Here is a 17,537-nt window from a genome sequence, read left to right on the forward strand (position 1 = left end):
ATCCATTCGGCGCGCTGGGGCGCACGGCGGGTGTCGATCAGCAGGGCAAATTCGTCGCTGCCCAGGCGCGCCAGTTGATCGCCGGCCTCCAGCTGGCTCTTGAGCCGCGAGACCACTTGCAGGATCAGCCGGTCGCCGGCCTGGTGGCCGAGGGCGTCGTTGGCATGACGGAAGTTGTCCAGGTCGAGGTGGCCGAGGGCAACGCCACGGCCTTCGTTTTCCGCCAGGCGGGCGGTCAGCAGGGTCTGGAAGCCCTGGCGGTTGGCGATACCGGTCAGCGGGTCCTGTTCGGCCAGGCGTTGCAGGGTGTTTTCCAGTACACCGCGCTCGCGCACATGCCGCAGGCAACGGCGCAATGTATCGACATCCAATGCATTCAGGATCAGCCAGTCGCTGACGCCGAGGGGCGAAACCAGGGGTTCCTCTTCCAACAGCAATACCGTTGGCAAGCTGCAGCGACCGGGGCCGGGCTGAAGGTTGGCCGTGGTCAACAGCACCGCGCTGTGATCGTCGTCGAACAGGTTGCTCACAGACTCCCAGTTTGGCGCGCTGATCAGCACAGCTCCGTCGCCCATCGGCGCCAGGCACTCGCGCAATAACGCTGCCCACGCTGGCTCATCGGCCAGTAGCAGCAAACGCAAGGGTTCGACAGGCGTAGACAAGCTAGCTCCCTAGACTCTGCAAAATTTCGTTGGCGGCGGGCATTATGACGTGCGCCCCGATAATGACCAATGATATGGGTTATCAAATGCGCACTGTGCAGCTCTAGACCGAACAATAGTCCTAAATACCCTGCACATCCTGCGGCAAAGTAACAAAACCGGCAAATTTAGATCGAGTGGTACGTCACACTGTCGTTCAGAGGCAGCAGAATCTTGCCAGCCTGTTAAAATGCCCGCCCTTTTGATCAATGACCTCCTGAATTTCGTATGTCCCGACTCAATCCCCGGCAGCAAGAAGCCGTGAACTACGTCGGCGGCCCTCTATTGGTGCTCGCCGGTGCCGGTTCCGGCAAGACCAGCGTGATCACCCGCAAGATCGCGCACCTGATCCAGAGCTGTGGCATCCGTGCCCAGTACATCGTCGCCATGACCTTTACCAACAAGGCGGCGCGGGAAATGAAAGAGCGCGTCGGCACCCTGCTCAAGGGTGGCGAAGGCCGTGGCCTCACCGTGTGTACCTTCCACAACCTGGGGCTGAACATCATCCGCAAAGAGCACGTGCGGTTGGGCTACAAGCCGGGCTTCTCGATCTTTGACGAGACAGACGTCAAGGCGCTGATGACCGACATCATGCAGAAGGAATACGCGGGCGACGACGGCGTCGACGAGATCAAGAACATGATCGGCTCGTGGAAAAACGACCTGATCCTGCCCGCCGAAGCCCTGGAAGCTGCGCGCAACCCCAAGGAGCAGACTGCCGCCATTGTCTACACCCACTACCAGCGCACGCTCAAGGCGTTCAACGCGGTGGACTTCGACGACCTGATCCTGCTGCCGGTGAAGCTGTTCCAGGAACATGCCGACATCCTCGAAAAGTGGCAGAACAAAGTCCGCTACCTGCTGGTGGACGAATACCAGGACACCAACGCCAGCCAATACCTGCTGGTGAAGCTGCTGATCGGCAAGCGCAACCAGTTCACCGTGGTGGGCGATGACGACCAGTCGATCTACGCCTGGCGCGGCGCCCGCCCGGAAAACCTGATGCTGCTCAAGGACGACTACCCGTCCCTGAAAGTGGTGATGCTGGAGCAGAACTACCGCTCCACCAGCCGCATCCTGCGTTGCGCCAACGTGCTGATCTCCAACAACCCCCACGAGTTTGAAAAGCAACTGTGGAGCGAGATGGGCCACGGCGACGAGATCCGCGTGATCCGCTGCCGCAACGAAGACGCCGAAGCCGAGCGCGTGGCCGTCGAACTGCTCACGCTGCACCTGCGCACCGACCGGCCCTACAGCGATTTCGCGATCCTGTACCGCGGCAACTACCAGGCCAAGCTGATCGAGCTGAAGCTGCAGCACCACCAGATTCCGTATCGCCTGTCGGGCGGCAACAGCTTTTTCGGACGCCAGGAAGTGAAAGACCTGATGGCCTACTTCCGGCTGATCGTGAACCCGGACGACGACAACGCCTTCCTGCGGGTGATCAACGTCCCACGCCGGGAAATCGGTTCGACTACCCTGGAAAAGCTCGGCAACTACGCCACCGAACGCAAGATCTCGATGTACGCCGCCACCGACGAAATCGGCCTGGGCGAGCACCTCGACACTCGTTTCACCGACCGCCTGGCGCGCTTCAAGCGCTTCATGGACAAGGTGCGCGAGCAGTGCGCCGGCGAAGACCCGATCAGCGCCCTGCGCAGCATGGTCATGGACATCGACTACGAGAACTGGCTGCGCACCAACAGCTCCAGCGACAAGGCTGCCGATTACCGCATGGGCAACGTGTGGTTCCTGATCGAGGCGTTGAAAAATACCCTGGAGAAGGACGAAGAAGGCGAGATGACCGTCGAGGACGCCATCGGCAAGCTGGTGCTGCGGGACATGCTTGAACGCCAGCAGGAAGAGGAAGACGGCGCCGAAGGCGTGCAGATGATGACCTTGCATGCGTCCAAGGGACTGGAATTCCCTTACGTGTTCATCATGGGCATGGAAGAGGAAATCCTCCCGCACCGCTCCAGCATCGAAGCCGACACCATCGAGGAAGAACGGCGCCTGGCCTACGTGGGCATTACCCGCGCGCGTCAGACCCTGGCCTTCACCTTTGCCGCCAAGCGCAAGCAGTACGGCGAGATCATCGATTGTGCCCCCAGCCGGTTCCTCGACGAACTGCCGCCGGACGACCTGGCCTGGGAAGGCAACGACGACACACCGACCGAAGTCAAAGCCGTTCGCGGCAACACCGCACTGGCGGATATACGCGCGATGTTAAAGCGCTAGAATCGACTACTTTTTAATCTACTTTCGGCGCGTGTTGCGCCAACAGAGGAAGCTTTCGTGGAAGCACTGCACAAGAAAATTCGCGAAGAAGGCATCGTGCTTTCCGATCAGGTACTCAAGGTCGACGCCTTTCTGAACCACCAGATCGACCCGGCGCTGATGAAACTGATCGGTGACGAGTTCGCTGCGTTGTTCAAGGATTCGGGGATCACCAAGATCGTCACCATCGAAGCCTCGGGCATTGCACCGGCGATCATGACCGGCCTGAACCTCGGCGTGCCGGTGATTTTCGCCCGCAAGCAACAGTCCCTGACCCTGACCGAAAACCTGCTGTCGGCGACGGTGTATTCCTTCACCAAGAAAACCGAAAGCACCGTGGCGATTTCCCCGCGCCACCTGACCAGCAGCGACCGCGTGCTGATCATCGATGACTTCCTGGCCAACGGTAAGGCGTCCCAGGCGCTGATCTCGATCATCAAACAGGCCGGCGCGACCGTTGCAGGTTTGGGGATTGTGATCGAGAAGTCGTTCCAGGGCGGCCGTGCGGAGCTGGATGCCCAGGGTTACCGGGTTGAGTCGCTGGCGCGGGTGCAGTCGTTGGCGGGTGGGGTTGTGACCTTTATCGAGTAATCGGTGCGGGCACGGTTAAACATGTGGGAGCGGGCTTGCTCGCGAAAGCGGTGTGTCAGTCACCGGATAGGTCGACTGATCCACCGCTTTCGCGAGCAAGCCCGCTCCCACATTTGATCTCCTGTGTTTTCTAGTGCGCGGTAGCTTGTAGGCCCGCTAGCAACAGGCGCTGGTACAGGTCCTCCTTCAACCCCTCCGGCTTATCCAGTCGCATCCGTACCAAATGCTCGGGAAACGCTTCCGGCTCCGGTGCATCCAGCGCCGCCTTGCCCAGCTCCAGAATCTCCGTCAGCTTGAATTTGCTCTTGAGCCAGTTCAACGCCCGCAACAAATCCCGCTCTTCATCCGTGAAGTCACTGCCCAGCGGATACTCCGGGAACAGCCGTGGATGCCGCGCCTGAATCCCCTGCAAACGCTCCGGCGTGTTGTCGGCAAACCGCGGATCCAGCTGGAAATCCTTCGGCAACTTCCCGGCCTTTTGCGCCTGCTCGATCAAGTCTTCCTGGAACCGTGAGTCGGTGATATTCAGCAGCGCCTCGATCACCCTGGCATCAGTCTGCCCACGTAAATCCGCGATCCCGTATTCGGTGATAACGATGTCCCGCAGGTGCCGGGGAATCGTGCAGTGGCCGTATTCCCAAACGATATTGGAACTGACCTCGCCGCCCGATTCGCGCCAGCTGCGCAGGATCAGGATCGAGCGCGCGCCTTCCAGCGCATGGCCCTGGGCGACAAAGTTGTATTGCCCGCCAACACCGCTGAGCACGCGGCCGTCTTCCAACTGGTCGGCCACGCCCGCGCCCAACAGGGTCACGGTAAACGCGCTGTTGATGAAGCGCGCATCCAGGCGCTGCAAACGCTTGAGTTCTTCCTGGCCGTACAGCTCGTTGATGTAGCTGATGCGGGTCATGTTGAATTCCAGGCGCTTGCTCTGCGGCAAGTCCCGCAAACGCTCGTAAAAGCTACGAGGCCCGAGGAAGAAGCCGCCATGCACCGAGATGCCGTCGGTCTGTGCCGCTTCGTCCAGGGTGCCGGCGTTGGCCCGCTCCTGGGTCGCGACGTCCGGGTATACCTTGCGCCGCACAATCCCGGCATCGGCCAGCACCAGCAGGCCATTGACGAACATTTCGCTGCAACCGTACAGCCCACGGGCAAACGGCGCGACTCCGCCTTCGTGGCTGATCAGCGGTGCCCATTGGTACACATCCAGGTCGGTGAGCAACAGGCGATACGCCTCGTTATCGGCCTGGCGCGCCAGCAAGGCCGCAGTCAGTGCATCGCCCATGGAGCCGATGCCGATCTGCAAGGTACCGCCGTCGCGCACCAGGGTGCTGGCGTGCAAACCGATAAAGTGATCCTGGAAACCCACCGGCATGTTCGGGGTGGAGAACAGCGTGGTGCTGTCCTTCTCGTCGATCAGGAAGTCGAACTCATCCATGCCCAGCTCGGCGTCGCCGGGCATGTAGGGCAAATCACTGTGAACCTGGCCCACCACCAGGATGGTTTCACCGGCCTCGCGGCGCTTGGCGATCATCGGCAACAGGTCGAGGGTGATGTCGGGGTTGCAGCTCAGGCTCAGGCGATCCGGATGTTCGGCGCTGCTGGCCACCAGTTGCGCGACGAGGTTCAGGCCGGCGGCATTGATATCACGGGCAGCGTGGCTGTAGTTGCTGCTGACGTAATCCTGCTGCGCCGAAAGGCTGTGAAGCAAACTGCCGGGCTGCATGAAGAACTGCTGCACGTGAATGTTCGACGGCAGGCTGTCCTTGCGCAGTGCGGCGAGGAAGTCCAGCTCGGGATAGTCACCGAAGACCCGTTCGATAAAGGGCTCGAGAAAGCGCTTCTGCAAACCATCGCCCAAGGTAGGGCGACCCAGGGCCAGGGCTGTGTAGATGGTCAGCGCCCGGTCCGGCAACTTGGCGATACGCCGGTACAGCGCGTTGACGAACAGGTTGGGTTTGCCCAGGCCCAGGGGCATGCCCATGTGAATATGCGCCGGCAGCCGTGCCAGTACGTCGTCGACTGCTTGCTCGATTGAACACAACTGCACCATCCGACTTCTCCCGAACATTCCATGAATTGGGGTTGGACCGAGCTTGCCGGGTCTTTGCTGCAAAGAACAGCCTCAAAAGGCAAATCGCGGGCACAAAAAAGCCGCTGGTCAGCGGCTCTTTTGGCGAAGATCGGTTTATTTCAGACCCGACATCTTCTCGATCGCGCCTTTAAGCTCGGCATCCGAGCAATCGGCGCAGGTGCCTTTTGGCGGCATGGCGTTCAGACCGGTAATGGCCTTGGCCAGCAGGCCATCGAGGCCACCCTGATGGTCCGCGCGGTCTTTCCAGGCGGCGGTGTCACCGATTTTCGGTGCGCCCAACAGGCCGGTACCGTGGCAAGCGTTGCAGTGCTTGGCGATTACGTCATCCGGCGATTTCGCACCGCCGCCGCCGCCCGCAGCCACTGCCACTTCCATCCCCTTGCACTCTTGCCCCTGGACGCACACCTGGCCTACAGGCTCCAGGCGCTTGGCAATTTCATCATTGGTCGCAGCTTGAGCGCTGACAGCCCATAGGGCCAGTACGGTTGCTGGTGCAGCCAGCATTTTCATAATTAGGTTCACGCGTTCACCCTCAATGGTGGCTATTCACGCCTGCGGCCACGGTTTCGCAGGCGGCGAAAGTATAACGGTTAGCCCGCCCCGCCGAAACAACCCTATTAACCAAGGGGAGATTCAGCAAGACAGAATGCTGCTACGGGCGTCTCTGCGACATAGGCAGGACGCCTCTTTTCTTAAAAGTTCGCGGGTGTGGCTGCGCTGATTAGTCGCGCCGGCACTTCGAACGGATTGCGAAAACGGTGCGGCTTGGTGCTTTCAAAGTAGTAGCTATCGCCGGCTTCGAGCACAAAAGTTTCAAGGCCGACCACCAGCTCCAGGCGACCTTCCACCAGGATCCCGGTTTCCTCGCCCTCGTGGGTGAGCATCTCTTCGCCGGTATCAGCACCTGGCGGGTAGATCTCGTTGAGGAACGCAATCGCCCGGCTCGGATGCGCGCGGCCCACCAGTTTCATGGTGACGGCGCCGTCGGAGATATCGATCAGCTCATTGGCTTTATAGACGATCTGGGTCGGTTTTTCCTGGAGGATCTCCTCGGAAAAGAACTCCACCATCGACATGGGAATGCCGCCCAGCACCTTGCGCAAGGAGCTGATGGAGGGGCTGACACTGTTTTTTTCGATCATCGAAATGGTGCTGTTGGTGACGCCCGCGCGCTTGGCTAGCTCACGCTGGGAAAGACCTTTCAGTTTACGGATGGATTGCAGTCGTTCGCCGACGTCCAATGCAGGAGCCTCCTAGGATTCAGGCGTTGTTGTAATTGAGCGTTATCATGGCGACAGCGTTCAGTATTTACAACACTTTGGCCTAAATCCCGGGATCTGCCATTCGTGGGTGCCGCTCAAGCGCCGGAATAGAGCCGTGGCACTCGGCGCAGGTTGCAGAAGATCTGGTACGGAATGGTGTCGGCGGCGGTGGCAACGTCACTGGCGAGGATGTTTTTGCCCCACAATTCGACGGTGGAACCGAGCTCGGCCTGGGGCACGTCGGTCAGGTCGACACACAGCATGTCCATCGACACACGGCCCAGCAACTGGCTGCGCTGGCCGGCCACCAGCACCGGGGTGCCGGTGGGTGCGTGGCGCGGGTAGCCGTCGGCGTAGCCCATGGCAACTACCCCGATGCGCATCGGTTTCGGGGTAATGAACCTGGCGCCGTAGCCCACAGGTTCGCCGGCCGGCAGTTCACGTACGCAGATGACTTTCGATTCGAGGGTCATCACCGGCTGCAAACGCGCGGCGATGGCCTGGCCTTCGCCAAACGGCGTGGCGCCGTAGAGCATGATGCCCGGGCGTACCCAGTCACTGGAAACGTTCGGCCAGCCCAGCACCGACGGCGAGTTGCGCAGGCTGACCTGGGCCGACAAGCCCTGGCGCGCCGCTTCAAACACCGCAACTTGCTCTTCGCTGCTGGTGCTGTCCAGCTCATCGGCGCGGGCGAAGTGGCTCATCAGCACGATCTTCGCGACTTTGCCGCTGGCCAGCAGGCGCTGGTAAGCGTCGTGATAATCCTTGGGGTGCAAGCCAACGCGGTGCATGCCCGAATCAAGCTTGAGCCAGACGGTCAGCGGCTTGCTGAGTTGCGCCTGTTCAATCGCGTCCAGCTGCCACAGCGAATGCACCACGCACCAGAAATCATGCTCGATGATCAGCGGCAGCTCGTCGGCTTCGAAAAAACCTTCGAGCAACAGCACCGGCCCGCGAATCCCGGCGGCCCGCAGCTCCAGCGCTTCCTCGATGCAGGCCACGGCAAACCCGTCCGCCTCGGCTTCCAGCGCCTGGGCAACGCGCACGGCACCGTGGCCGTAGGCATCGGCCTTGATCACGGCGAGGGCCTTGGCCCCACCCGTGACTTCACGGGCCAGTTGGTAGTTATGGCGCAGGGCTTGGAGGTCGATCAGGGCACGGGCAGGACGCATGGCGGCAGGCTTCTAGGCGGCGGTGGGAAGAAAAAACCGGTACCCGCTGACAACGCAGGCACCGGGAGAGGATTTTTTGCTTACGGCAGAGCGGCCACAACCGACAGCTCCACCAGGATTTCCGGTTCGCAGAGTTTCGCTTCAACCGTGGCACGGGCCGGCGCGACGCCTTTTGGCAGCCACTTGTCCCATACCGCGTTCATCCCGGCGAAATCGGCGTCAATGTCTTTCAGGTAGATGGTCACCGACAGCAGCTTGGTCTTGTCGGTACCGGCCAGGTCCAGCAAACGCTCAATATTGACGAGGGTTTCGCGGGTCTGCTGTTCAATCCCGGCACTCATGTCGTCGCCGACCTGCCCTGCCAGATACACGGTACCGCTGTGAACAACGATCTGGCTCATGCGCTCATTGGTGAGCTGGCGCTGGATTGACATGTTTTGCAGACTCCTGGTGGTTGCCATAACGGGAAATATCGAGGCCTTCGGCACTGATTTGCGGGGTTTTCTTCGCCATCAGGTCGGCCAGCAAACGACCAGAGCCACAGGCCATGGTCCAACCGAGGGTGCCGTGGCCGGTGTTCAGGAACAGGTTTTTGAACGGGGTAGCACCGACAATCGGCGTGCCGTCTGGCGTGGTCGGGCGCAGGCCGGTCCAGAAACTGGCCTGGCTCAAATCACCGCCCTGAGGATAAAGGTCGTTGACGATCATCTCCAGGGTTTCCCGCCGACGCGGGTTCAGCGACAGGTCAAAACCGGCTATCTCAGCCATGCCACCGACGCGGATACGGTTGTCGAAACGGGTGATCGCGACCTTGTAGGTCTCATCGAGAATGGTCGAGGTCGGGGCCATCGCCGGGTTGGTGATCGGCACGGTCATCGAGTAACCCTTGAGCGGGTACACCGGCGCCTTGATTCCCAGTGGCTTGAGCAGCTTCGGCGAGTAGCTGCCGAGGGCCAGCACGTAGCGGTCGGCAGTTTCCAGCTTGCCGTCGATCCACACGCCGTTGATCCGGTCACCGGCGTAGTCCAGGCGCTGGATATCTTGCTCGAAGCGGAATTCGACACCCAGTTGCTTGCACATGTCGGCAAGGCGGGTGGTAAACATCTGACAGTCGCCGGTCTGGTCGTTCGGCAGGCGCAGGGCACCGGCGAGGATATCGGTGACGCTGGCCAGGGCTGGTTCAACCCGGGCAATGCCGGCGCGGTCCAGCAGCTCGTAAGGCACACCGGACTCTTTCAATACCGCGATGTCCTTGGCGGCACCGTCCAGTTGGGCCTGGGTGCGGAACAGCTGGGTAGTCCCCAGAGTGCGGCCTTCATAGGCGATGCCGGTCTCGGCACGCAGCTCGTCGATGCAATCGCGGCTGTATTCGGACAGGCGCACCATACGCTCCTTGTTCACCGCATAACGGCTGGCGGTGCAGTTGCGCAGCATCTGCGCCATCCACAGGTACTGGTCGATATCGGCGGTGGCCTTGATCGCCAGGGGCGCATGGCGCTCCAGCAACCATTTGATAGCCTTGAGCGGCACACCCGGCGCAGCCCATGGCGAGGCGTAGCCCGGCGAGATCTGCCCGGCGTTGGCGAAACTGGTCTCCATGGCCACAGCCGGCTGACGGTCGACCACGACCACTTCAAAACCAGCTCGTGCCAAATAGTAGGCACTGGCCACGCCAATGACACCGCTACCCAAGACCAGAACGCGCATTTTTATTCCCTCATCACGGCTTGACCGCTGACGTTTGTTGTTCAGCACAAAGATGTGGGCAGTATAAAAAGCAATCACCAGTGCATTTCACTATATAACTGCCTATATTTGGCGACAATTCTCGGCAAAAACCCTTTTCACGGAGGAGCATCCCCTATGCGGACCAACACTCAGACCAAGCGGGAGCTGGACAAGATCGACCGCAACATCCTGCGCATCCTGCAGGCCGACGGGCGAATTTCGTTTACTGAACTGGGGGAAAAGGTCGGGCTGTCGACCACGCCGTGCACCGAGCGGGTCCGGCGCCTGGAGCGCGAAGGGATCATCATGGGCTACAACGCCCGGCTCAACCCGCAGCATCTGAAGGGCAGCCTGCTGGTGTTTGTCGAGATCAGCCTCGACTACAAGTCCGGCGACACCTTTGAAGAATTCCGACGCGCCGTGCTGAAACTGCCCCACGTGCTGGAGTGCCACCTGGTGTCGGGGGATTTCGACTACCTGGTGAAGGCGCGCATTTCGGAGATGGCGTCGTACCGCAAGTTGCTCGGCGATATCCTGCTCAAGCTGCCCCACGTACGGGAGTCCAAGAGCTATATCGTGATGGAAGAGGTGAAAGAGAGCCTGAACCTGCCGATCCCGGATTAAGACAGCACCACAGGCCAATGTGGGAGCGGGCTTGCTCGCGAATGCGGAGTGTCAGTCACCTGTTGTATTGACTGATCCACCGCATTCGCGAGCAAGCCCACACTAGTTGATCGGGGACATCCGCTAGACCAATACCTGACGCGTCGACGCCATGTACGCATGAATCTGCTTTTCCACCCGTGGGTGGATCAACTCCACCGGGCGGCGGTCGTTGGGGCATGGCAAGGTCGGCGTGGTGCCGAACAAGCGGCAAATCAGCGGGCGCTCGTCGTACACGGTGCAGCCATTGGGGCCGAGGTGCACGCAGTTGAGTTCGTCCATCGCCGCTTCCTGCTCGGCAGCGGTCTTGCGCGGCAGGCGCGACATTTCCTCGGGGGACGTGGTCACCGGCCCACAGCAGTCGTGGCAACCCGGGACACACTCGAACGAGGGAATCTGCCGGCGCAGCGCGTTGACTTTCTGACTGTTGCAACTCATCGACACAGGGACCGAACGGCGAATAGGCGTGGATTCTGCCCTAAAAGCCCCCGGTGAGACAGCTTCGCCCGACCGCTGTATCCTGCGTCAAATTTTCCAAACAGGGATGCTCCCCATGACCGCCAGCGCCCGGCACGCCAATTCCTACTACGCCGCCAGCAGTTTCCCGCAGCCTGATTATCCGGTGCTGACAGGTGAAATCGTGGCCGATGTGTGCGTGGTCGGCGGCGGCTTTTCGGGGCTCAACACCGCTCTGGAACTGGCCGAACGGGGTTTCAGCGTGGTCCTGCTGGAAGCCCGCAAGATTGCCTGGGGCGCCAGCGGGCGCAATGGCGGGCAACTGATTCGTGGCGTCGGTCATGGCCTGGATCAGTTCACCAACGTCATCGGCACCGAGGGCGTGCGCCAGATGAAATTGATGGGCCTGGAAGCCGTGGAAATCGTGCGCCAGCGGGTCGAACGTTCGCAGATCGCCTGCGACCTGACCTGGGGCTACTGCGACCTGGCCAACAAACCCCGCGACCTGGAACACCTGGCCGCCGACGCCGAAGAGCTGCAAGGCCTTGGCTATCGCCATGAAGTGCGCCTGCTGCAAGCCAGCGAGATGCGCAGTGTGATCGGTTCCAACCGCTATGTTGGCGGCATGATCGACATGGGCTCTGGCCACCTGCACCCGCTGAACCTGGCCCTCGGCGAGGCAGCCGCTGCACAGCAGTTGGGCGTCCGGTTGTTCGAGCATTCCGAGGCGGTGCGGATCGATTACGGCCCGGAGGTCAACGTACACACCGCCCAGGGCAATGTGCGCGCCAAGACCCTGGTGCTGGGCTGCAATGCTTATTTGAACGGCCTGAACCCGCATCTGAGCGGCAAGGTGCTGCCCGCCGGCAGCTACATCATCGCCACCGAGCCCTTGAGCGAAGCCCAGGCAGCCGAGTTGCTGCCGCAAAACATGGCGGTGTGTGACCAGCGGGTGACGGTGGATTACTTCCGGCTGTCAGCCGACCGACGCTTGCTGTTCGGCGGTGCCTGCCATTACTCCGGACGGGATCCGAAGGACATCGGTGCCTATATGCGTCCGAAAATGCTGCAGGTGTTCCCACAACTGGCCAACGTGAAAATCGACTACCAGTGGGGTGGGATGATCGGCATTGGCGCCAACCGCCTGCCGCAGATTGGCCGGCTGGCCGACCAGCCCAATGTGTATTTCGCCCAGGCCTATGCCGGCCATGGCCTCAACGCCACCCACCTGGCAGGCAAACTGTTGGGCGAAGCCATCAGCGGCCAGCAAAGCGGGCGCTTTGATCTGTTTGCCAAGGTGCCGCACATCACTTTCCCGGGCGGCAAGCATTTGCGCTCGCCGCTGCTGGCGCTGGGAATGCTCTGGCACCGATTGAAAGAACTGGTCTGAATCAGCCGCGCCAGAAGGGCTTCAAGCCTTCCCGGCGCGCCTGCTCGGCACTCAGGCCCACGTCTCGCAGTTGCTCGGGGGTCAGCTCCAGCAAGGTTTTGCGCGTATGCATGCGGTGCCAGAACAACGCCCATGAACTGAGTGTGGGGGCCTTGGTACGCGCCGCCATGCGCCGCTCCTGCCCGGCTTCCAGTTCCTGACTGTGTAACGCCAACCGCACATCGCTCATACCGCTCATTTTCCTGCCCCTCATTAACGTGTTGCCATGAGTACGTAGGATGAGCCGGCGCGTAAAACCATGACAGATTCAACCACCCTGTATTAAATCCATACAGATACTGCCTATCGGCCGCTGAATCCTGTATTTTCGGCCTATCTGTACTGGTAACCGGGAAGCACCGCCATGACCCTATACGTCAACCTCGCCGAACTGTTGGGCACGCGCATCGAGCAGGGCTTCTATCGCCCGGGCGACAGATTGCCGTCAGTTCGGGCCTTGAGTGTGGAGCATGGGGTCAGCCTGAGCACCGTGCAGCAGGCCTACCGCGTACTGGAAGACAACGGCCTGGCGATGCCCAAACCCAAATCCGGCTACTTCGTACCGGTGGGCCGCGACTTGCCGGCATTGCCCGCCGTAGGCCGCCCGGCCCAGCGCCCGGTGGAAATTTCCCAGTGGGACCAAGTGCTGGAGCTGATCCGCGCGGTGCCACGCAAAGACGCCATACAGTTGGGCCGGGGCATGCCGGATGTATTGTCGCCGACCATGAAACCCCTGCTACGCAGCCTCGCCCGGATCAGTCGGCGCCAGGACATGCCGGGGCTGTATTACGACACTATCCACGGCAACCTGGACCTGCGTGAACAGATTGCCCGCCTGATGCTCGATTCAGGCTGCCAACTGACGCCCCAGGACCTGGTGATCACGACCGGCTGTCACGAGGCCCTGTCCGCCAGCATCCACGCCATTTGCGAGCCCGGCGACATCGTTGCCGTCGACTCGCCAAGCTTCCACGGCGCCATGCAAACACTGAAGGGCCTGGGCATGAAAGCCCTGGAAATCCCCACCGACCCACTCACCGGTATCAGCCTGGAAGCGCTGGAACTGGCACTGGAACAATGGCCGATCAAAGTCATACAGTTGACCCCCAACTGCAACAACCCACTGGGCTACATCATGCCGGAGTCGCGCAAACGCGCACTGCTGACCCTGGCCCAGCGCTTTGACGTGGCGATCATCGAAGACGACGTGTATGGCGAACTGGCCTACAGCTACCCGCGGCCACGCACCATCAAGTCCTTCGACGAAGATGGCCGCGTCGTACTGTGCAGCTCTTTCTCGAAGACCCTCGCACCCGGCCTGCGGATTGGCTGGGTCGCACCCGGTCGCTATCTGGAGCGTGTGCTGCACATGAAATACATCAGCACCGGCTCCACCGCGACCCAGCCGCAGATCGCAATTGCCGAGTTTCTGAAAGGTGGGCATTTCGAGCCACATTTGCGGCGGATGCGCACGCAATACCAGCGCAATCGCGACCTGATGCTCGATTGGGTCAGCCGCTATTTCCCGGCGGGCACCCGCGCCAGCCGCCCCCAGGGCAGTTTCATGCTGTGGGTGGAACTGCCGGAAGGCTTCGATACCCTGAAACTCAACCGGCTGCTGGTGGATGAAGGTGTACAGATTGCAGTGGGAAGTATCTTTTCCGCCTCCGGCAAGTACAGGAACTGCCTGCGCATGAACTACGCTGCCAAACCAACGCCGCAGATTGAAGAGGCTGTACGCAAGGTCGGCGCGACCGCCATCCGGTTGCTGGCCGAAGCGATGGACTGACCTTTTACGGGAAATAGCCGTCATATGCCGACAATCGCCCTGATTCGGAACCCATGTCATTGATGACCCACCGGCTATTACCGTTTTTCCTGCTGGGCATCCTGGCCCTGGGCGGCTGCGCCACCATCGACGCGCCACGCACACCCAGCGAGGCGCTGCCGGCCAGCGAATCTTCCTTCGGCCGCTCGATCCAGGCCCAGGCCGCTCCCTACAAAGGCCGCTCCGGGTTCCGCCTGCTGCCCAACAGCAGCGAAGCCTTCATGGCCCGCGCCGAACTGATCCGCAACGCCCAGACCAGCCTCGACTTGCAGTACTACATCGTCCACGACGGCATCAGCACCCGCATGCTCGTGGATGAACTGCTCAAGGCCGCCGACCGTGGCGTGCGCGTGCGCATCCTGCTGGACGACACCACCAGCGACGGCCTGGACCAGATCATCGCCACCCTCGCCGCCCACCCGCAGATCCAGATTCGCCTGTTCAACCCGCTGCACCTGGGCCGCAGCACCGGCGTGACGCGGGCCATGGCACGGCTATTCGACCTGTCGCTGCAACACCGGCGCATGCACAACAAGCTGTGGCTGGCAGACAACAGCGTGGCCATCGTCGGCGGGCGCAACCTGGGGGATGAGTATTTCGACGCCGAGCCCAACCTCAACTTCACCGATATCGACATGCTCAGCGTGGGCCCGGTGGCCGAGCAACTGGGCCACAGTTTCGATCAGTACTGGAACAGTGCCCTGAGCAAACCCATTGGTGACTTCGTCAGCAGCGCTTCCAAAGGCGACCTGGCCAGCGCCCGCGTACGCCTGGAAGATTCCCTTGCCGAGTCTCGCCAACAAAACCATGCCCTGTACAACCGCCTGCGCACCTACAAGACCCAGCCGCGCATGGACATCTGGCGCCGTGAGCTGATCTGGGCCTGGAACCAGGCATTGTGGGATGCGCCGAGCAAGGTGCTGGCCAAGGCCCGGATGCAGTGGCGGTACTTCGAGCTTGTAGGACATTTTGCCGGTAGTGCCGTCCTGCCATTGGAAGTGGTCGGAATAGATCGACTGCGGCGCCCCGTAGAACGGGTTGATCACCTCGTCGAACAGCCCGGCGGAAAAATTCACCAGGTGCAGAAAGGTCCGTTTGCCCAGGCGCGAGTGGGGGTCGGGTGCATCGGAACGAAGCAGCAGCGCCGGGCTGTTGATGCCGCCGCCGGCCAGTACGTAGTGCTTGGCCTTGACCGTGATTTTGCGGCCGGTCGGTGCCACGCAATACTGATCCATGGCCACACATTCGAGGCTGGTGATGGTGTCGCCGCTGAACTTCAGGCGTTCGGCGCGGGCCAGGTACAGCAGCTCGCCGCCTTTCTCCAGGGTGGACGGAATGGTGGTCACCAGCATTGATTGCTTGGCGTTGACCGGGCAACCCATGCCGCAATACCCCAGGTTGAAACAGCCGCGCACATTGCGCGGGATCACGTGCCAGCTGTAGCCAAGCTTTTCGCAGCCCTTGCGGATCACGTCATTGTTGGCATTCGGCGGCATGGCCCAAGGCGCGATGCCCAGGCGTTGTTCCATTTTTTCGAACCAGGGCGCCATTTCGGCGCTGCTGTGGCCCTTGACCGCGTACTCGCTGGCCCAGTGGGCGAGGGTCGGGTCCGGGGTGCGGAAGCTGGAGGTCCAGTTGATCAGCGTGGTGCCGCCGACCGCTCGGCCCTGCAGGATGGTGATGGCGCCGTCCTTGCTCATGCGCCCGATGCCTTCCTGGTACAGGGTGGCGTAGGCCTCGTCCTCCAGCAGCTTGAAGTCGTTGCTGGTTTTCAGCGGGCCTTCTTCGATCAACAGCACCTTGTAGCCGGCGGCGCTGAGGATTTCGGCGGTGGTGCCGCCGCCGGCGCCGCTGCCGATGATCGCGACGTCGGCTTCCAGGGTCAGGTCCTGGTCGAGGGCGGCGCCATTGTGGGTCTTCCAGCCGCGGGCCATGCCATCGCGGAACAGATCAGGTACGGGCATCAGGGTCGTCTCTTGTTTTTATCGGGATGCAGATCAGATTTTCGGTGGGCCGGGGTAGCCGCAATGCGCCCAGGACTCGGGGCGGAAATACCAGGCCATGATCACCAGTTTGAGCAACGAGCCCTGGCCCATGCGCAGCAGGTTCAGGTAGCTGTTTTCCCAGCGGTGCAGGAAGTTGCGGATCTGCTCGGCGCTGGCGTTTTCCCAACTGCCCCACACGCCGGTCAGGGGCCCACGGGTGATGGCCATGCCCAAGACGTCGAACAGTTGCTGGGTCAGCTTGAACATCTCGGGCGACAGGTGTTGCAGGCTGAAGTCGAGCTTTTTCAGGGTGTCGTCGATGCCGGCCACCACTATCTCGGCGCTGGCCACGCCCTCCAGCAGCACCGGAATCACTGCCCGCAAAAACGGCAGGTCACTGCTGCGCAACATCGCAAAGCCGCTGGCCGGGGTGCTGCTGGAGCAGCCGCTGAGGCTGGCGCCCAGCCCGGCGGTGGCCAGGAAAGCACTGGCGCACAGGCCGAGTTTCAAGACGCCGCGCCGTGACAGCGCGGGTGATTCAGTCAGGCTAGGGTTCATTCTTATTGTTATCCCGGTGATGGGTTTGTTAGCGGACGAACAGCTTCTGGATCAACTTCTGGATGGATTTGCCGTAGGGCGGGTAAATCAGCTTGGCCGCGTTCAGGCGTTGCTTGATCAGCACGCCCTTGGCCTTGCTGAAGGTCAGGAAACCTTCATGACCGTGGTAATGGCCCATGCCCGACGGGCCGATGCCGCCGAAGGGCATGTCGTCCTGGGCTACGTGCAGCAACGTGTCGTTCAGGCACACGCCGCCGGAATGGGTTTCGTGCAGTACGCGGTTCTGTTCCGCCTTGTTGTAGCCGAAGTAATACAGCGCCAGTGGGCGAGGGCGCTGATTGATGTAGGCAAAGGCCTGGTCGAGGCCGCGATACGGCACGATCGGCAGCACCGGGCCGAAGATTTCGTCCTGCATCACGGTCATCTCGTCGCTGACATTCAGCAGCAGGCTGTGGGCCATGCGGCGGTCCTGGCCCTGGTCGTACAGCGGGACCAGGGTGGCACCCTTGTCGGTGGCGTCTTTCACGTAGCCGTTGAGCCGGGCCAACTGTCGTTCGTTGATGATGGCGGTGTAGTCCGGGTTGTCGGCCAGGGTCGGATAGAACCCGCGAACCGCCTTGCTGTAGGCCTCGACGAAGCCGTCTACACGGTCTTCCGGCACCAGCACGTAGTCCGGCGCCACGCAGGTTTGCCCGGCATTCAGCGCCTTGCCGAAGGCGATGCGTTCGGCGGCGTCCTTGAGCGGCACGTCGGCGGAAACAATCGCCGGTGATTTGCCGCCCAGTTCCAGGG

16 protein-coding genes and 2 pseudogenes are annotated in these 17,537 nt (G+C 61.5%); 6 read left to right on the plus strand and 12 right to left on the minus strand.

What is annotated here, in order from left to right; translation table 11 throughout:
* Nucleotides 1-662 (minus strand): GGDEF domain-containing protein (locus HX846_RS00890; RefSeq protein WP_178964808.1); only part of this gene is annotated, 662 nt, incomplete at its 3' end.
* Between the two features lie 267 nt (nucleotides 663-929).
* Here HX846_RS00890 and rep point away from each other — a divergent pair.
* Together rep and HX846_RS00900 are read left to right on the plus strand one after the other, a co-directional pair.
* Nucleotides 930-2,939, plus strand: a complete 2,010-nt coding sequence (gene rep, locus HX846_RS00895) for a DNA helicase Rep (RefSeq protein ID WP_008439414.1) — start codon at nucleotides 930-932, stop codon at nucleotides 2,937-2,939.
* A gap of 57 nt (nucleotides 2,940-2,996) precedes the next feature.
* Nucleotides 2,997-3,569, plus strand: a complete 573-nt coding sequence (locus tag HX846_RS00900) for a xanthine phosphoribosyltransferase (protein WP_008439415.1) — start codon at nucleotides 2,997-2,999, stop codon at nucleotides 3,567-3,569.
* Nucleotides 3,570-3,699: 130 nt separating this feature from the next.
* Here HX846_RS00900 and HX846_RS00905 read toward each other — a convergent pair whose 3' ends face one another.
* The 6 genes from HX846_RS00905 to dadA form a co-directional block, all read right to left on the minus strand.
* Nucleotides 3,700-5,622, minus strand: coding sequence for an acetyl-CoA hydrolase/transferase C-terminal domain-containing protein (locus HX846_RS00905; protein ID WP_003208758.1), 1,923 nt, complete (start codon nucleotides 5,620-5,622; stop codon nucleotides 3,700-3,702).
* A gap of 135 nt (nucleotides 5,623-5,757) precedes the next feature.
* Nucleotides 5,758-6,174 carry a cytochrome c5 family protein gene (locus HX846_RS00910; RefSeq protein ID WP_003208757.1) on the minus strand — a complete coding sequence of 139 codons (417 nt, stop codon included), beginning with the start codon at nucleotides 6,172-6,174 and terminating at the stop codon, nucleotides 5,758-5,760.
* Between the two features lie 182 nt (nucleotides 6,175-6,356).
* A complete protein-coding gene (locus HX846_RS00915; RefSeq protein WP_003208755.1) occupies nucleotides 6,357-6,905 on the minus strand; it encodes a cupin domain-containing protein in 549 nt (182 codons plus the stop codon).
* A 116-nt stretch (nucleotides 6,906-7,021) separates the two neighbouring features.
* Nucleotides 7,022-8,098: an alanine racemase gene (gene alr, locus HX846_RS00920; RefSeq protein ID WP_178964809.1), complete on the minus strand. Its 1,077-nt coding sequence runs from the start codon at nucleotides 8,096-8,098 to the stop codon at nucleotides 7,022-7,024.
* 80 nt (nucleotides 8,099-8,178) lie between these two features.
* The gene (locus HX846_RS00925; protein WP_003208752.1) at nucleotides 8,179-8,532 is read right to left on the minus strand and encodes a RidA family protein; all 354 of its coding nucleotides are present in this window, start codon (nucleotides 8,530-8,532) and stop codon (nucleotides 8,179-8,181) included.
* On the minus strand, nucleotides 8,504-9,805 hold the full coding sequence (gene dadA, locus HX846_RS00930; RefSeq protein ID WP_003208750.1) for a D-amino acid dehydrogenase: 1,302 nt from the start codon (nucleotides 9,803-9,805) through the stop codon (nucleotides 8,504-8,506). Before dadA ends, HX846_RS00925 begins: the two co-directional genes overlap by 29 nt.
* A 156-nt stretch (nucleotides 9,806-9,961) precedes the next feature.
* Here dadA and HX846_RS00935 point away from each other — a divergent pair, with 156 nt between their 5' ends.
* Nucleotides 9,962-10,450, plus strand: coding sequence for an Lrp/AsnC ligand binding domain-containing protein (locus HX846_RS00935; protein ID WP_003206849.1), 489 nt, complete (start codon nucleotides 9,962-9,964; stop codon nucleotides 10,448-10,450).
* A 123-nt stretch (nucleotides 10,451-10,573) separates the two neighbouring features.
* Here HX846_RS00935 and HX846_RS00940 read toward each other — a convergent pair whose 3' ends face one another.
* Entirely contained in the window at nucleotides 10,574-10,927 is a 354-nt protein-coding gene (locus HX846_RS00940; protein WP_003208747.1) for a YkgJ family cysteine cluster protein, read from the minus strand.
* Nucleotides 10,928-11,042: 115 nt separating this feature from the next.
* Between HX846_RS00940 and HX846_RS00945 the strand changes: the two genes are divergently transcribed.
* Nucleotides 11,043-12,335, plus strand: a complete 1,293-nt coding sequence (locus HX846_RS00945; protein ID WP_177122529.1) for an FAD-binding oxidoreductase — start codon at nucleotides 11,043-11,045, stop codon at nucleotides 12,333-12,335.
* 1 nt (nucleotide 12,336) lies between these two features.
* Here the strand turns inward: HX846_RS00945 and HX846_RS00950 are convergent, their stop codons facing one another.
* The gene (locus tag HX846_RS00950) at nucleotides 12,337-12,573 is read right to left on the minus strand and encodes a DUF1127 domain-containing protein (protein WP_023659297.1); all 237 of its coding nucleotides are present in this window, start codon (nucleotides 12,571-12,573) and stop codon (nucleotides 12,337-12,339) included.
* 165 nt (nucleotides 12,574-12,738) lie between these two features.
* Here HX846_RS00950 and HX846_RS00955 point away from each other — a divergent pair, with 165 nt between their 5' ends.
* On the plus strand, nucleotides 12,739-14,163 hold the full coding sequence (locus HX846_RS00955; protein WP_008439421.1) for a PLP-dependent aminotransferase family protein: 1,425 nt from the start codon (nucleotides 12,739-12,741) through the stop codon (nucleotides 14,161-14,163).
* A gap of 62 nt (nucleotides 14,164-14,225) precedes the next feature.
* A pseudogene (locus HX846_RS00960) lies at nucleotides 14,226-15,134 on the plus strand (phospholipase D-like domain-containing protein); the annotation flags it as partial.
* On the opposite strand, the pseudogene HX846_RS00965 reads toward HX846_RS00960, so the two are convergent.
* The 3 genes and pseudogenes from HX846_RS00965 to HX846_RS00975 form a co-directional block, all read right to left on the minus strand.
* Nucleotides 15,135-16,166, minus strand: a pseudogene (locus HX846_RS00965) (GMC family oxidoreductase N-terminal domain-containing protein); the annotation flags it as partial.
* A gap of 33 nt (nucleotides 16,167-16,199) precedes the next feature.
* Nucleotides 16,200-16,745 (minus strand): hypothetical protein, encoded by a 546-nt coding sequence (locus tag HX846_RS00970; RefSeq protein ID WP_003213794.1) that lies wholly within the window; start codon nucleotides 16,743-16,745, stop codon nucleotides 16,200-16,202.
* A gap of 28 nt (nucleotides 16,746-16,773) precedes the next feature.
* On the minus strand, nucleotides 16,774-17,537 hold a 764-nt coding region (locus HX846_RS00975; RefSeq protein ID WP_178964810.1), incomplete at its 5' end, for an aldehyde dehydrogenase family protein.

It is taken from the genome of Pseudomonas sp. K5002, assembly GCF_013386655.1.
In the GTDB taxonomy this organism is placed as follows: domain Bacteria; phylum Pseudomonadota; class Gammaproteobacteria; order Pseudomonadales; family Pseudomonadaceae; genus Aquipseudomonas.

Coding starts and splice junctions, on each gene's coding strand:
- HX846_RS00950 (WP_023659297.1), bottom strand. CDS start 12,573: ATGAGCGGTATGAGCGATGTGCGGTTGGCGTTACACAGTCAGGAACTG.
- HX846_RS00935 (WP_003206849.1), top strand. CDS start 9,962: ATGCGGACCAACACTCAGACCAAGCGGGAGCTGGACAAGATCGACCGC.
- HX846_RS00945 (WP_177122529.1), top strand. CDS start 11,043: ATGACCGCCAGCGCCCGGCACGCCAATTCCTACTACGCCGCCAGCAGT.
- HX846_RS00970 (WP_003213794.1), bottom strand. CDS start 16,745: ATGAACCCTAGCCTGACTGAATCACCCGCGCTGTCACGGCGCGGCGTC.
- rep (WP_008439414.1), top strand. CDS start 930: ATGTCCCGACTCAATCCCCGGCAGCAAGAAGCCGTGAACTACGTCGGC.
- dadA (WP_003208750.1), bottom strand. CDS start 9,805: ATGCGCGTTCTGGTCTTGGGTAGCGGTGTCATTGGCGTGGCCAGTGCC.
- HX846_RS00955 (WP_008439421.1), top strand. CDS start 12,739: ATGACCCTATACGTCAACCTCGCCGAACTGTTGGGCACGCGCATCGAG.
- HX846_RS00925 (WP_003208752.1), bottom strand. CDS start 8,532: ATGTCAATCCAGCGCCAGCTCACCAATGAGCGCATGAGCCAGATCGTT.
- HX846_RS00910 (WP_003208757.1), bottom strand. CDS start 6,174: ATGAAAATGCTGGCTGCACCAGCAACCGTACTGGCCCTATGGGCTGTC.
- HX846_RS00940 (WP_003208747.1), bottom strand. CDS start 10,927: ATGAGTTGCAACAGTCAGAAAGTCAACGCGCTGCGCCGGCAGATTCCC.
- HX846_RS00905 (WP_003208758.1), bottom strand. CDS start 5,622: ATGGTGCAGTTGTGTTCAATCGAGCAAGCAGTCGACGACGTACTGGCA.
- alr (WP_178964809.1), bottom strand. CDS start 8,098: ATGCGTCCTGCCCGTGCCCTGATCGACCTCCAAGCCCTGCGCCATAAC.